Annotated in this window: 16 protein-coding genes; 2 read left to right on the forward strand and 14 right to left on the reverse strand. The window is 71.9% G+C overall.

All coding sequences use genetic code 11. From position 1 onward, the window contains the following. Positions 1 to 171 precede the first annotated feature (171 nt). Complete coding sequence (locus ABT367_RS37140; RefSeq protein WP_434975625.1) at positions 172 to 666, forward strand: GNAT family N-acetyltransferase; 495 nt, start codon at positions 172 to 174, stop codon at positions 664 to 666. A 149-nt stretch (positions 667 to 815) separates the two neighbouring features. On the opposite strand, the gene lgt is transcribed toward ABT367_RS37140, so the two are convergent. From lgt to hisI, 11 genes are all read right to left on the reverse strand, one after another. Beyond that, complete coding sequence (gene lgt / locus ABT367_RS37145) at positions 816 to 1,769, reverse strand: prolipoprotein diacylglyceryl transferase (protein WP_352257833.1); 954 nt, start codon at positions 1,767 to 1,769, stop codon at positions 816 to 818. Positions 1,770 to 1,885: 116 nt separating this feature from the next. Further along, positions 1,886 to 2,662: a DsbA family protein gene (locus tag ABT367_RS37150; protein ID WP_352257835.1), complete on the reverse strand. Its 777-nt coding sequence runs from the start codon at positions 2,660 to 2,662 to the stop codon at positions 1,886 to 1,888. A 79-nt stretch (positions 2,663 to 2,741) separates the two neighbouring features. Further along, entirely contained in the window at positions 2,742 to 3,560 is an 819-nt protein-coding gene (gene trpA, locus ABT367_RS37155) for a tryptophan synthase subunit alpha (RefSeq protein ID WP_352257836.1), read from the reverse strand. A gap of 89 nt (positions 3,561 to 3,649) precedes the next feature. Beyond that, the gene (gene trpB, locus ABT367_RS37160) at positions 3,650 to 4,921 is read right to left on the reverse strand and encodes a tryptophan synthase subunit beta (protein WP_352257838.1); all 1,272 of its coding nucleotides are present in this window, start codon (positions 4,919 to 4,921) and stop codon (positions 3,650 to 3,652) included. Between the two features lie 119 nt (positions 4,922 to 5,040). Beyond that, positions 5,041 to 5,196: a tryptophan biosynthesis modulator TrpM gene (gene trpM, locus ABT367_RS41505; protein ID WP_434975626.1), complete on the reverse strand. Its 156-nt coding sequence runs from the start codon at positions 5,194 to 5,196 to the stop codon at positions 5,041 to 5,043. Positions 5,197 to 5,203: 7 nt separating this feature from the next. Next, positions 5,204 to 6,013: an indole-3-glycerol phosphate synthase TrpC gene (gene trpC / locus ABT367_RS37165; protein ID WP_165336750.1), complete on the reverse strand. Its 810-nt coding sequence runs from the start codon at positions 6,011 to 6,013 to the stop codon at positions 5,204 to 5,206. A 304-nt stretch (positions 6,014 to 6,317) separates the two neighbouring features. Then, a complete protein-coding gene (locus tag ABT367_RS37170; protein ID WP_352257840.1) occupies positions 6,318 to 6,791 on the reverse strand; it encodes a DUF2752 domain-containing protein in 474 nt (157 codons plus the stop codon). Positions 6,792 to 6,921: 130 nt separating this feature from the next. Further along, positions 6,922 to 7,140 carry an HGxxPAAW family protein gene (locus ABT367_RS37175; RefSeq protein ID WP_165336752.1) on the reverse strand — a complete coding sequence of 73 codons (219 nt, stop codon included), beginning with the start codon at positions 7,138 to 7,140 and terminating at the stop codon, positions 6,922 to 6,924. Between the two features lie 189 nt (positions 7,141 to 7,329). After that, positions 7,330 to 7,965: a TIGR02234 family membrane protein gene (locus ABT367_RS37180; protein ID WP_352257842.1), complete on the reverse strand. Its 636-nt coding sequence runs from the start codon at positions 7,963 to 7,965 to the stop codon at positions 7,330 to 7,332. 7 nt (positions 7,966 to 7,972) lie between these two features. Continuing rightward, entirely contained in the window at positions 7,973 to 9,484 is a 1,512-nt protein-coding gene (locus ABT367_RS37185) for an anthranilate synthase component I (protein WP_352257844.1), read from the reverse strand. A 109-nt stretch (positions 9,485 to 9,593) separates the two neighbouring features. Next, on the reverse strand, positions 9,594 to 9,956 hold the full coding sequence (gene hisI, locus ABT367_RS37190) for a phosphoribosyl-AMP cyclohydrolase (RefSeq protein ID WP_352257846.1): 363 nt from the start codon (positions 9,954 to 9,956) through the stop codon (positions 9,594 to 9,596). Positions 9,957 to 10,131: 175 nt separating this feature from the next. Here hisI and ABT367_RS37195 point away from each other — a divergent pair, with 175 nt between their 5' ends. Continuing rightward, positions 10,132 to 10,767, forward strand: coding sequence for a TIGR03085 family metal-binding protein (locus ABT367_RS37195; protein WP_352257848.1), 636 nt, complete (start codon positions 10,132 to 10,134; stop codon positions 10,765 to 10,767). A 130-nt stretch (positions 10,768 to 10,897) separates the two neighbouring features. Here ABT367_RS37195 and ABT367_RS37200 read toward each other — a convergent pair whose 3' ends face one another. From ABT367_RS37200 to ABT367_RS37210, 3 genes are all read right to left on the reverse strand, one after another. Beyond that, complete coding sequence (locus tag ABT367_RS37200) at positions 10,898 to 11,164, reverse strand: hypothetical protein (RefSeq protein WP_352257850.1); 267 nt, start codon at positions 11,162 to 11,164, stop codon at positions 10,898 to 10,900. Then, positions 11,161 to 11,718 (reverse strand): RNA polymerase sigma factor, encoded by a 558-nt coding sequence (locus tag ABT367_RS37205; RefSeq protein ID WP_352257852.1) that lies wholly within the window; start codon positions 11,716 to 11,718, stop codon positions 11,161 to 11,163. The genes ABT367_RS37200 and ABT367_RS37205 overlap by 4 nt, the downstream gene beginning before the upstream one ends. 183 nt (positions 11,719 to 11,901) lie before the next feature. Next, positions 11,902 to 13,551, reverse strand: a 1,650-nt coding sequence (locus ABT367_RS37210) for a helix-turn-helix transcriptional regulator (protein WP_352257854.1), incomplete at its 5' end; no start/stop codon positions are given.

Genomic DNA, 13,551 nt, shown 5'->3' on the forward strand with positions numbered 1-13,551 from the left:
GCTGGCCCTGGCCGCACGCCGCCCGCTCGCCTAGGGCCTCGTCCGCTCGCTCGCCTAGGGCCTCGTCCGCTCGCCCAGGACTTCGTCCGCCGTCGGCTTCCCGTGGGCCTGCCCGCCGGGCAGGCCCTAAATCCCTTTGGCTACGGACCCGGCCCTCCGTACCCTGCCGCAGTGAGCCCGATAACCGAACGCCTCCGCGACACCACCGGCCGCACCCTCACCCTGCACGAGGTGACGGCCGACAACTGGCGGACCGTCGCCGACATCGCCCCGCTGGACTCCCAACGCGCCTTCGCTCCGGGCCTTGCGGCCCGCTATCTGCTCCTCTCCCTCCTCGAGGACGTCTGGCACTCGCTGGCGATCCACGCGGACGACAAGGCGGTCGGCCACGTCATGTGGGCCCGCGACGAGGACGGCTCCCACTGGATCGGCGGTCTGCTCATCGACGCCCGGGAACAGGGCAAGGGCCTGGCGCGCACGACGATGCGCACCCTGCTCCCATGGCTCGCCGCCCAGCCCGGCCACTTCACCACGCGCCTGTCGTACGCCCCGCAGAACATCGCCGCGGCCCGCCTGTACACCTCGCTCGGCTTCACACCCACGGGAGCTGAGGAGGACGGCGAGGTGGTGGTGGCACTCAGCCCACCCGGCCCCGCCTGCGTTTGAGGAGATCTTTCAGCCCCTCCGGCGTTTGAGGAGATCCGAACGAAGTTCGGATGCGGGGTCTGGGGCGGAGCCCCAGTTTCGGGAAGGGGCGGGTAGGGGAAAGCAAAAGGCCGCCGAACCCAACGGGTCCGGCGGCCCACAGCGCAGACTCAGCCCTTGGCGTCGACGTCCTTGGACAGCTCGACCTTGTCGGAGTCGGAAGCCGGCTCGGAGTCGGACTCTGAAGCGGACTCGGCTTCTGAGCCGGACTCGGCGTCACCGTCCGAGGAGACCCCGTCCCGGTCCGGCTCCACCACTTCCTCGCGCCCCGGCCGCATCCGCGCCGACACCACCATGTAGACGACAGCGAGGACGAAGACGACGATCGACGTCCAGACGTTGAACCGCAGCCCGAGCACGTCGTTGAGCTGGACATCGTCCACACGCATGTACTCGATCCAGCCGCGCCCGACGCAGTACGCGGCGACGTACAGCGCGAACGCACGGCCGTGGCCGAGCTTGAAGCGACGGTCGGCCCAGATCACGAGCAGCGCGACACCGATGCACCACAGCGACTCGTAGAGGAACGTCGGGTGGTACGTGCCCGGCACCCGCCCGCCGTCCGAGCGCGTGATCTCCAGCGCCCAGGGCAGGTCGGTCGAGCGCCCGTACAGCTCCTGGTTGAACCAGTTGCCCCAGCGGCCGATCGCCTGCGCGATGGCGATGGCGGGAGCGAGCGCGTCGGCCCAGGCAGGCAGCGGGATGCCACGGCGCCGGCAGCCGATCCAGGCGCCGAGTCCGCCGAGGGCGATGGCGCCCCAGATACCGAGGCCGCCCTCCCAGATCTTGAACGCGTCCACCCAGTTACGGCCCTCACCGAAGTAGAGGTCGTTGTCAGTGATCACGTGGTAGAGGCGGCCGCCGACGAGGCCGAAGGGCACGGCCCACACGGCGATGTCCGCCACCGTGCCGGGTTTGCCGCCGCGGGCGACCCAGCGCTTGCCGCCGATCCATACGGCGACGAAGACACCGATGATGATGGCGAAGGCGTAGCCGCGCAGTGGAAGGCCGAAGAGGTCGAGTTCACCCTTCGACGGGCTGGGGATCGATGCAAGGATTTCCATGGCGGGGTCGACGCTACCCTGCCGACTCCCGTGTGCGGCAATCCACCCGGCCTAACGGCCTGATAACGGGTGCGGCCCCGCCCCGACGGGACGAGGCCGCAGGGGACGGCTCCGTACTACTTCGCCGCCTCCTCCACCTTCTTCTTCAGCTGCTCGGGCGTCAGCGGGTTCTTCTGATCCGCGAAGATGTTCTTGCCGTCGAGCAGGACCGTCGGCGTGCCGGTGAACTTGCCTTCGCGGAAGGCGTCGTTGGACTTGTTCACCCAGCTCACGTGCTTGCCGTCCTCGACGCAGCTCTTGAAATCGGCGGTGTCGAGGCCGTCGACCTCCTTCGCCAGCTCGAGCAGCCTGGCGTCCTTGCCGAACGCGTCGTCCGTCTCCGGCGGCTGGTTCTTGTAGAGCACGTCGTGGTACGGCGTGAACTTCCCGGCGTCCTGGGCGCAGGCCGCCGCGTTCGCCGCGTTCACCGAGCCGGTGCCGCCCATGTTCCCGTCGATGATCGTCGCCAGGCGGTACTCGACCTTGAGCTGCCCCTTCTCGGTGAGCTCATGGATGGTCGGGCTGTACTGCGTCTCGAAGGAGGCGCAGGCCGGGCAGCGGAAGTCCTCCCAGATGGTGAGCGTGGACTTGGCGCTGTCCTTGCCCACCGGGATCGCCAGGCTGTCCTTGCCGCTCGCACCGGACGGCGCGACCACAGGACCGGACGCGTCCTTCTTGTCACCGCCCGAATTGGCCGCGATCACTCCGGCGATCGCGGCCAGGCCCAGGACGCCCACCACGGCGGCGGTCACGATCAGCGCGCGTCGGCGCTTGTCGCGGGCCTTCTGCTGTTCCCGCTCCTGTGCCAGCCGGTCGCGGGCGGCACGCTTTCCCTCTCGGTTCTTCTCGCTCACATTCCGCAAACGAACCGGGGAGGCACGAGCGTGCCTCCCCGGTCCTATGTCCACTCGTATGGATGAGCGCCTTCCGCGATCAGCTCGCCCGGGTGCGTACGCCTCGGGCCAGCTCACCCGCGAGCCGTCGTACGGCCTCGACACCCGCCGCCTCGTCCTCGGCGTCCAGCATCAGCTTGACGAAGGCCGAGCCGACGATCACGCCGTCCGCGAACTGGGCGACCTCCGCGGCCTGTTCGGCGTTGGAGACACCGAGGCCGACGCAGACGGGCAGGTCGGTCGTGGCCTTGGTGCGGCGCACCAGGTCCTCGGCCGCCTCGCCGACCGACTCGCGCGTACCGGTCACGCCCATCAGGGAGGCCGCGTAGACGAAGCCGGAGCCCACGGTGGTGATCTCCTTCAGGCGCGCGTCCTTGCTGCTCGGCGCGACAACGAAGACCGTGGCGAGGTCGTGCTTGGCGGCGTGCTCGCGCCACAGCGCGGATTCCTGGACCGGCAGGTCGGGCAGGATGCAGCCCGCACCGCCCGCCTCGGCGAGCTCGGCCGTGAAGCGCTCGACGCCGTAGCGGTCGATCGGATTCCAGTACGTCATGACGAGGACGGGCTTGCCGGTGGCCTCGTGGGCCTCGCGGACCGTACGCATCACGTCGGCGATCTTGAGGCCGTTCTTCAGCGCGATGTCGTCGGCGGTCTGGATGACCGGGCCGTCGAGCACCGGGTCGCTGTAGGGAAGCCCGACCTCGACGATGTCCGCGCCGCCGTCGAAGGCGGCCTTGACCGCGTCGATGCCGCCGTCCACGGACGGGAAGCCGGCGGGCAGGTAGGCGATCAGCGCCGACCGCCCCTCGGCCTTGGTCCCGGCGAGCGCCGCACTCAACAGCTCGATGTTCCCGCTCACAGTGCTTCTTTCGTTCGCTTCTCCGCCCGCGCGGCGCAGAGGTGCGGGCATCGTCGTCGTCTGCGGCCCGGCGGCCGCGCGTGCGTCGCTCACCGGGAGTCCCCCGCCTGCTCGTCGTAGTAGCCGAAGTACCGCGCGGCCGTGTCCATGTCCTTGTCGCCGCGCCCGGAGAGGTTGACGACCATCAGGCCGTCCTCGCCCAGCTCCTGGCCGACCCTGAGCGCACCCGCCAGGGCGTGCGCGCTCTCGATCGCCGGGATGATGCCCTCGGTCTGCGAGAGCAGCCGCAGCGCCTGCATCGCCGCGTCGTCGGTGACCGGGATGTACTCGGCGCGCCCCGAGTCCTTCAGATACGCGTGCTCCGCGCCGATGCCCGGGTAGTCGAGACCGGCCGAGATCGAGTACGGCTCGATGATCTGGCCTTCCTCGTCCTGGATCACGTACGAGCGCGAGCCGTGGAGGATGCCGGGGTCGCCCGCGGTCAGCGTGGCCGCGTGCTCGCCGGAGTCGACGCCGTGGCCGCCGGCCTCGCAGCCGATGAGCCGTACGTCGGTGTCGTCGAGGAAGGCGTGGAAGAGGCCGATCGCGTTGGAGCCGCCGCCGACGCAGGCGATGGCCGCGTCGGGCAGGCGTCCCGCGCGCTCCAGGATCTGGCGGCGGGCCTCGACGCCGATGACGCGCTGGAAGTCGCGCACCATCGCCGGGAACGGGTGCGGCCCCGCGGCCGTACCGAAGAGGTAGTGGGTGTCCTCGACGTTGGCGACCCAGGCGCGGAAGGCCTCGTTCACCGCGTCCTTCAAAGTCCTGGACCCGGACTTCACGGCGATGACCTCGGCGCCGAGCATCCGCATGCGGGCGACGTTGAGTGCCTGGCGCTGCGTGTCGATCTCGCCCATGTAGATGGTGCATTCGAGGCCGAACAGCGCACAGGCGGTGGCGGTGGCGACACCGTGCTGGCCGGCTCCGGTCTCCGCGATGACCTTGGGCTTGCCCATGCGCTTGGTGAGCAGGGCCTGGCCGAGCACGTTGTTGATCTTGTGCGAGCCGGTGTGGTTGAGGTCCTCGCGCTTGAGGAAGACCCGGCCGCCGCCCGCGTGCGACGCGAAGCGCGGCACCTCGGTCAGGGCGCTCGGGCGGCCCGTGTAGTTGACGAGCAGTTCGCTGAGTTCACGGGCGAACTCGGGGTCCTGCTTGGCCTTCTCGAACTCGACGGCCACTTCGTCCACGGCGGCGACGAGCGCCTCGGGGATGAACTTGCCGCCGAACTTCCCGAAGTAGCCCTCGGCAGTGGGAACCTGGCCTTCGGGCTCAGGGATGAAGAATGCGCCGATCTCGCGAGATCCGCTGTTTTCGCTGGGCATGACGAGATGCTCCTACGTCGGGGCGCGCTCGCCCCGGATGTCGGGTTTGCGATGGTCAGGGTATGACGGGATCGCCCGACCGCGCCGCCACCTCCAAAAGGAGGTACGGCCTTACGCGGCTACGGGCGGTGTGCCCGCCCGCGCCATCGCATCCCGTTGATCTGACCGGGCTCGGCCCCGATCACGTAGCGCACCCGCCGCCCGTGCACCCGACGCGCGGGCGCCCGGCAGCCGCGCGGGCGGCAACCGGGTGCGAGACGTCGGGCGATGGGCATCGGAGGGTCAGCCCCGTCCGTGGCGCAGGGCCGGGTGGGCGCCGGCGGCGACCAGGTCGACCACGGCGGACCGCGGGTCCTTGCCGGTGACCAGGGACTCGCCGACGAGCACGGCGTCGGCGCCGTCGTTCGCGTACGCGATCAGGTCGTGCGGACCACGGACTCCGGACTCGGCGATCTTGACGATGTGGTCGGGGATCTCGGGGGCGACGCGCGAGAAGGTGTCACGGTCGACCTTGAGGGTCTTCAGATCGCGGGCGTTCACGCCGATGATCTTCGCGCCGGCCTCCACCGCACGCTCGACCTCGTCCTCGTCGTGCACCTCGACGAGCGGCGTGAGCCCGATGGACTCGGCGCGCTCGATCAGCGAGACCAGGGCCTCCTGGTCCAGGGCGGCGACGATCAGGAGCACCATGTCGGCCCCGTACGCACGGGCCTCCCACAGCTGGTACGCCGTGACGATGAAGTCCTTGCGCAGGACCGGGATGTCCACCTTGGCGCGGACGGCCTCCAGGTCCGCGAGCGAGCCGCCGAAGCGGCGCTCCTCGGTGAGCACGGAGATGACGGCGGCGCCGCCCGCCTCGTAGTCGGCGGCGAGCCCGGCCGGGTCGGCGATCGCGGCGAGCGCACCCTTGGACGGGCTGGAGCGCTTGACCTCGCAGATCACCTTGACGCTGTCGCCGCGCAGGGCCGCGACCCCGTCCTTCGCCTGGGGGGCCTTCGCCGCACGCTCCTTGAGCTCGTCGAGGCTGACGCGCGCCTGCCGTTCGGCGAGGTCCTCGCGGACGCCTTCGATGATCTCGTCGAGCACACTCACGCGAGTGGTCCCCTTCCATAGCGGCGGACATGGCGGCGGTCGCCCGTCCGGTCGGTCCGGGCTGATGCTCCCCGGTCGGTGAAACGGTGTTCCGGGGGCCACTGCGATGGTATCCGCAGAAGGGCGAAGGCCCCGCATCCGGTTGACGGCGGTCCCACTACCTGGACGTTTGCGTCCCATTCAGCCCCTGCGGCGTTTGAGCAGATCCGAACGAAGTTCGGATGCCGGGGTCCGGGGCGGAGCCCCGGTTCCGGGAAGGGGCGGGGTGGGGGAGAAAGGCCCGCCGCAGGCGCCCCGGCCACCCTCACGGATGCAGAAACCCGCCGAATGGCAGGTTCCGTACCACTGTGAACGCGGCGAGCAGCCCGCCGAAGGCCCACGCGTACGACGAGCGGATCGTGAACCCGGAAGGCCCGCCGCTCCAGGCGCGCCGCACCCACAGGACCCAGACGAAGGCGGCGATGACGAAGCCGATCACGGCCATGACGTTCGCGCCGAGCGCGGCCGGCAGATCGCCGTGTACGAGGGCGTGCACGCAGCGGAGGCCGCCGCAGCCCGGGCAGTACAGACCGGTGGCCGAGAGCAGCGGGCAGGTCGGGTAGTGGCCGGACTCGTTGGGGTCGACGGCACCGACGTACGCGACGGCCGCGGCGGTGGCGCCGAGCGCGGCCACCGGTGCGAGCAACCGCCGCGCACGCGACGCTCCCGTACGGGGTGCGGCGGTCTGCGGGGCCCACTGCTGCGGTCCTGGCGGCTGCGCGGTGCGTTCTGCGGTCACCCCCGCATTCTGCCCCGCCCCGGGCCCGCGCGCCCGGTCAGCGAAACTGTGACGCTGTGCGGCTCCGCCGCGTGGCGGTGGGGCGGACCGTTCCGAAGAAGGTCACGCCCCACCGCCGTACGAGAAGTGCTCAGCCCTCGTTCACCAGGATCTGGCGCTTGGGCTTCTGCCCCATGCCCGCGGCGCGCATGGCACCGCCGATCACACCGCCCGCGGCGATGACGATCATGCCGGCCCAGAAGCCGATCGGGCTGTCCAGCACCATGAAGGCGCCGGCAACGCAGAAACCGACGAACGCGATGATCGAACCGACCCAGGCAGCCGGGGTGTGTCCGTGGTCATGGGCCATGACGTGCTCCTTGTTTCGTGCCCCTGGGGGTCCCCCTGCTCGAAGAGCTCGGGGGAGGTTGGTCCCGCGGATGAATCTCGAACGCTTGGCTTCATTGTCGCGCATGGCGGCGCGCGAACTGCGCGCGGCCCCGGAGTTGGTGTCGCGCCGCCGGCTCGGCGCCCCGGTGCCGGTGGCGCCCGTGCGTCGCTAGCCGGTCGGGTCCTCGCCGCGGTCGAGCGCCTTCCAGAGGTCCTCGGGGCGGTCCGGGTCGACCTTCTGCTTACGGGTACGCGGGCCGGAACCCCGCTCGTAGCGGCCGCCCATCGCGGGCCAGCGGGAGCCGTAGCGCAGCGCGAGCAGGCCAGCGATCAGCAGCAGCGCACCGCCCGCGCAGGCGACGTACGGCCAGACGCTGTGCGAGACGGCGGCGATCTGCGCGGTGGCGTCACCTGTGGTGCTCGCGGCCTTCTCGTCGAGCGCGGAGGTGTCGGAGGCGCCGAGCAGCGCGGCGGCCACGATGCCGGCGCCGCTCAGGGCGAGCAGCAGCGAGACCAGGGTGCGGCCGCTGCGGCGTACGGCGAAGACGGCGACCAGGGCGGCGAGGCCCACTATCGCGAGCGCCGCGGGCACTCCGGTCACATCGCTGCCGGTGGCGGTCTGGTGCAGCGCGCCGCCGACGGTCCGCGCCTCGCCCTCGGCCCACGGCTGACGCGAGGCGAGCAGCGTGACGGTCGCGCCGAGCGCGCCGAGCAGCAGGGCGGCGGCCAGGCTGCGGCGGCCGCCGCCGCCGGGCGTCTTGGCCGCGGAGTCCGGGGAGGTACGGGCCTTGGGTACAGCAGTCACGTGTCCACTATCCCTCACCGGCCGCCGAACCGTTCAGGCGGTTGGCCGTGTGCACGGCGCGCAGCACCGCGGCGGCCTTGTTGCGGCACTCCGTGTCCTCGGCGACGGGGTCCGAATCGGCGACGACACCGGCTCCGGCCTGCACATATGCCACGTTGTCGCGGATCAGTGCGGTGCGGATCGCGATCGCCGTGTCGGAGTCGCCCGCGAAGTCGAGGTAGCCGACGCAGCCGCCGTACAGACCGCGCCTGCTCGGCTCCAGCTCGTCGATGATCTGCATCGCGCGCGGCTTGGGCGCGCCCGAGAGGGTGCCCGCGGGGAAGCAGGCGGTCAGCACGTCGTAGGCGGTACGGCCTTCGGCGACGCGGCCCGTGACCGTCGAGACGATGTGCATGACGTGCGAGTAGCGCTCGATGGACATGAAGTCGACGACCTCGACGGAGCCGGGCTCGCAGACCCGGCCCAGGTCGTTGCGGCCGAGGTCGACCAGCATCAGGTGCTCGGCGCGCTCCTTGGCGTCGGCGAGCAGCTCGTCGGCGAGCGCCTGGTCCTCCTGCGGGGTGGCGCCGCGGGGCCGCGTACCGGCGATGGGGTGGACCATCGCGCGGCCGTCCTCGACCTTGACGAGGGCCTCGGGGCTGGAGCCCACGATGTCGAAGTCCTCGAACCGGAAGAGGTACATATACGGGGACGGGTTGGTGGCCCGCAGCACCCGGTAGACGTCCAACGCGCTTGCCGTACACGCCGTTTCGAAGCGCTGCGAGGGCACGACCTGGAAGGCCTCGCCCGCGCGGATGCGCTCCTTGATGTCCTCGACGGCGTCCTGGTACTGCTCGCCGCCCCACAACGGCGCGGAGAACTCCGGGAGTTCGGACGGCGGGAGTACGGCGGGCGGCTGGGCGACCGCGCGCGACAGGTCGGCCTCCATGGCGTCGAGGCGGGCCACGGCGTCCGCGTAGGACTCGTCGACGCCGGTGTCGAGGTCGTTGTGGTTGATGGCGTTGGCGATCAGGACGACGCTGCCGTCCCAGTGGTCGAGGACCGCGAGATCGCTGGTGAGCATCATGGTCAGCTCGGGCAGCTTCAGGTCGTCGCGCTCGCCGGGGCCGATCTTCTCGAGCCGCCGCACGATGTCGTAGCCGAGATAGCCGACCATGCCGCCGGACAGATGCGGCAGGCCCTCGGCCTCCGCGACGTCGTGCGGGGTGTGCAGCGCCTCGACCGTGGCGCGCAGCGCCTGCAGCGGGTCGCCGTCCACCGGTACTCCGACGGGCGGGGTGCCCAGCCAGTGCGCCTGGCCGCCGCGCTCCGTGAGGGTGGCGGCGCTGCGGACGCCGATGAACGAGTACCGCGACCAGGAGCGGCCGTTCTCGGCGGACTCGAGCAGGAACGTGCCGGGGCGTTCGGCCGCGAGCTTGCGGTAGAGCCCGACCGGGGTGTCGCCGTCCGCGAGGAGGCGGCGGCTGACCGGGATGACGCGGCGGTCGGTGGCGAGCTTGCGGAACGTCTCGAGGTCCATGGTGTCTTCGATGGCCTTCGGTGGGAGCGTCAGGGCTGTGGGACCGGCGTCAGGGCTACGGGACCGGCGTCAGGGCTGGGCGAGCGGCGTCAGGGCTGGGCGAGCCATGTCAGGGCTGGGCGAGCGGGAGCACGTCGGCGTCGAAGCAGGTGCGGGCGCCGGTGTGGCAGGCGGCTCCGACCTGGTCGACCTTGACCAGGACCGTATCGGCGTCGCAGTCGAGCGCGACCGACTTCACGTGCTGGAAGTGGCCGGAGGTGTCGCCCTTGACCCAGTACTCCTGGCGGCTGCGCGACCAGTAGGTGCAGCGCCCGGTGGTCAGCGTGCGGTGCAGCGCCTCGTCGTCCATCCAGCCCAGCATCAGCACCTCGCCGGTGTCGTACTGCTGGGCGATCGCCGGGACGAGCCCGTCGGGGCTGCGCTTCAGGCGGGCGGCGATCTGCGGGTCCAAGGAGCTGGGCGTGCTGGTCATGGGGCCCATTGTGCGCGATCGGAGGGTGCTCGCGGGGCGCTGTCCGGGTCCCGGACGCGGTGGGCCGGACAGACCCCTCCCTCCCGGGGGCCGAGCCCTTCAAAGGCTATCGGCCCCCACTGACAACGCCCGCGTCCCATGGCCGTACCGCCGGGCCGGACGTACCCTGGCCACCATGTCGACCCATGCCAAGCGTGAACGGCTGCTCCTCGCCGATCTGTTGGAGGCCGCAGGCCCCGAGGCGCCCACTCTGTGCGAGGGCTGGCAGACCCGGGACCTCGCCGCCCATGTCGTGGTCCGCGAGCGCCGCCCCGACGCGGCGGGCGGCGCGTTCGTCAAGCAGCTCGCGGGGCGCCTCGACCGGGTGATGCAGGAGTACACGGACAAGCCGTACGAGGAGCTGATCCAGCTCATCCGTACGGGTCCGCCGCGGTTCTCGCCGTGGTCCCTGAAGCAGTTCGACGAGCTGACGAACACGGTCGAGTTCTATGTGCACGCCGAGGATGTGCGCCGCGCACAGGAGGACTGGTCGCCGCGCCCGCTCGACCAGGTCTTCTCGGACGTGCTGTGGTCCCGTCTGGAGAAGGGCGCCAAGATGGCCGGCCGCAAGTCGCCGGTCGGCCTCGTGCTCCGCCGCCCCGACGGCCGCACGGCGGTCGCCCACAAGGGCGTCCCGGTCGTGACGGTCACGGGTGAGCCCGGCGAGCTGACGATGTTCCTGCTCGGCCGGCAGGAGTCGGCGAAGGTCGAGGTCGAGGGCGACAAGGAAGCGATCGAGCGGCTGCAGGGCTCGAAGCAGCTCGGGATCTGATCCGTCGGGATCCGATCCATCGCGATCCGATCTGTCGCGATCCGCACCCCGTCGGGGGGATCCGATCCATCGCGATCCGCACCCCGTCGGGGGCGGGTCGGCGCGAGTCGCGGCGGCCGCCCCCGAGCGGTCAGGGAGCGGCCTTGGCGAGGCTGCAGACGCCGTCCTGACACCGGCGCTCCAGCCTGCCCCGCGAGACGGTCTGTACGAGGCCGACCGCCCAGCAGGTGGGACAGCCCCGGAAAGCGACCAGGGCCAAGGGGGCCACGAGCAGAGCGGCCGGTCCGACGACGGGCACCAGGGCGATCGCGCCGATGATCAGCCCGAAGCCGAGGGCCCCTCGTGCCAAGTGGCGGGGTACGGACTTGCTGGCGAAGTCCGGCTGCACGGTGTTCATGAGCGTAGGTCTCCTTCCGACGGCGGCTGCTCCAGCGCGTCCCGCAGGGCGGCGCGCGCCCGGTGCAGCCGGGACTTCATCGCCGCGGTGCTCAGACCGAGCGCCTGCGCGACCGCCCTGCCGGGCAGTCCCTGGACGTCCCGCATGATCAGCACCTGGCGCTGGTCACGCGGCAGGGCGCCGACCGCGGCCGCGATCCGCTCCGCCTCGAGGCGGTGCAGCACCGCGTCCTCGGCGGACGACTCCGGTGCGTCAGGCGCAGCCCGCACCGGTGAGGCGAGCGTCCGCAGCTGCCGGAGGCATTCGTTGCGGACGATCCGGAACATCCATGAGGCGAGCGCGCCCGTGGCCCGCAGGGTGCCGATCTTCCGGTAGAGGATGATCAGCGCCTCCTGCGCGGCGTCCTCCGCGTCCTGCGGCGAGGCGCACAGGGAGCGGGCGAACTTGCGCACGTGCGGCTGCGATTCCATGACGACGGTGGTGAGCGAGGTGAGGTCGCCGTCCTGCGCGGCCCGGATGAGCCGCGCGTCCGGCCAGGTGAAGCGTCGGTTCAACTCCGGCTCCTGTAACGCCGCATGAGATGCCAGCTGCACGCGCCCACGAGCAGGGCTCCGATCACGATGAGGGCAGTGATCATCCTTTACGTCTCCTCCTGATTCCGCCCGGCCCGTTCGGCCGGTACACGGATGAGAGACGGGCAGGTGCGGAAAGGATTCACGTCCGGCGGGCTTTTCCGCTCACGCGTCCGCCGTGGAGCCGTCGGCCCGGGCCACGGCGCGGGAGAGCTCCACGCGGGAGCGTACGCCCAGCGTCGCGAAGACGTTGCGCAGGTGGTGGTCGACGGTACGCGGGCTGACCGACAGATGCCGGGCCACCTCGCGGTTGGTGGCACCCTCGGCCACGAGCCGGGCGATCCTCAGCTGCTGCGGCGTCAACCCGTCGAGCCGGTCGGGGAGTTGGGAGGCCGAGGCCTCGCCGGTCGCCCGGAGTTCGGCTGCGGCCTGGGCGGCCCACGCACCGGCGCCGCAGCGTTCGAAGGCGATGAGCGCGTCGCGCAGCGTGTCCCTCGCCTTGGCCGGCTGACGCGCGCGGCGCAGCCCTTTGCCATGGAGGAGAGCCGTGCGGGCCCGCTCGAAGTCGCCGTCCGCCGTCGCGTGCCGCGCCAGGGCCTCGGTGTAGAGGTCCGCGGCCTCGGCCGGATGTGCTTCGGCCGCCAGCAGGGCCCGGCAGCGCAGGAGTTGGGCCGGTGCCTGCGGGTCATGGCCGAACCCCGCCCACACCGCGAACTCCTCCACCGCGGCCCGTGCGCCATCGGCCCGGCCGGCAAGCACGGACGCTTCGACGAAGCAGGGCACCACGAGCATCCGTATCGCGAAGTGGCCACGGCCGCGTCCGGGTGCGATCAGCGGATGCAGCCGGGCCGCCGCCTCCTGCGGCCGGCCCCGGGCCAGGTCCGCGCGGCCGAGCGCCCACTGGGCGAGCGTCGAGGTCTGTACGAGCCCGTGGCGTGCGGCGGTCCCCTCGGCGGCCGCGGCGTGCTCGGCGACGGTGCGGGCGTCCTGGTCGAGGGAGGCGACCAGGGCGAGGATCGCCTGATGGTGCGCGAGGTCGTTGCGCCGTCCGGCACTGCGGGCGGCCCGCGACCCGTCCTCGGCATGGGCGCGGGCCCGTGCGTGCCGTCCGGCGCGCAACTCTCCGTAGGCAAGCTGCTTCAGGGCCCTGGGCACCACGGTGACCTGCCCCCGTGCGCGGGCCGCGGCCAGGGCCCGGCTGCCGAGCCGGCAGGCGGCGGTGAGGTCGCCCACGACGAGGGCGGCGGCTCCGGCGGACAGCAGCAGTTCGGCCTCGTCCGTATCCCCTGCGGCGTCGAGGACGCGGAACAGTGCTCGGCGCCCCTCCTCGAACCCTCGCGCGTCCCCGCTGAGCACGGCGTCCATCCCGCGCAGATACATCCCGAGCACACCCTCGCGCCCCACAGCCTCCACCCCTACGGCGCCCGCGCCCTCGGGGGCCACACGCGCCTGCCCCTCGGCACTGCTCGCGCCCGGGCGGGCCGCACCACCAACTGCCCTGCCACGACCGGCATCCGCCTCCCCCACGGCGCCGCTCTCGCCGCTATGAACTGCACGCGCCTGCCCCTCGGTGCTCACGCCGGGATGAGCTGCACGACCAGTCTCCGCATCAAGGCCGGCACCCACCTCCCCTACGGCACCGCTCCCGCCCGCACCCCCCGCGCCGCCCCGCTCCCGGGCGCGAGCGCCACCCGCGGTGCCGTGCTCCGTCTCAGGTCCCCCGCCCGCCTCTCCCGCCTCCGCGATCAGGGGCGCCAGAGCCTCCCGGTACGCGGCGGCGTCGCCCATCGCCCAGGAGGCCTCGGCCGCGGCGAG

This window comes from Streptomyces mesophilus (assembly GCF_040300965.1).
Lineage (GTDB): Bacteria > Actinomycetota > Actinomycetes > Streptomycetales > Streptomycetaceae > Streptomyces > Streptomyces mesophilus_A.

What these genes read in the sequence shown, in the direction of transcription:
- lgt (WP_352257833.1), bottom strand. Translation starts at nt 1,769, where the DNA reads ATGGAAATCCTTGCATCGATCCCCAGCCCGTCGAAGGGTGAACTCGAC.
- trpB (WP_352257838.1), bottom strand. Translation starts at nt 4,921, where the DNA reads ATGCCCAGCGAAAACAGCGGATCTCGCGAGATCGGCGCATTCTTCATC.
- trpM (WP_434975626.1), bottom strand. Translation starts at nt 5,196, where the DNA reads ATGCCCATCGCCCGACGTCTCGCACCCGGTTGCCGCCCGCGCGGCTGC.
- ABT367_RS37175 (WP_165336752.1), bottom strand. Translation starts at nt 7,140, where the DNA reads ATGGCCCATGACCACGGACACACCCCGGCTGCCTGGGTCGGTTCGATC.
- ABT367_RS37185 (WP_352257844.1), bottom strand. Translation starts at nt 9,484, where the DNA reads ATGGACCTCGAGACGTTCCGCAAGCTCGCCACCGACCGCCGCGTCATC.
- hisI (WP_352257846.1), bottom strand. Translation starts at nt 9,956, where the DNA reads ATGACCAGCACGCCCAGCTCCTTGGACCCGCAGATCGCCGCCCGCCTG.
- ABT367_RS37195 (WP_352257848.1), top strand. Translation starts at nt 10,132, where the DNA reads ATGTCGACCCATGCCAAGCGTGAACGGCTGCTCCTCGCCGATCTGTTG.
- ABT367_RS37200 (WP_352257850.1), bottom strand. Translation starts at nt 11,164, where the DNA reads ATGAACACCGTGCAGCCGGACTTCGCCAGCAAGTCCGTACCCCGCCAC.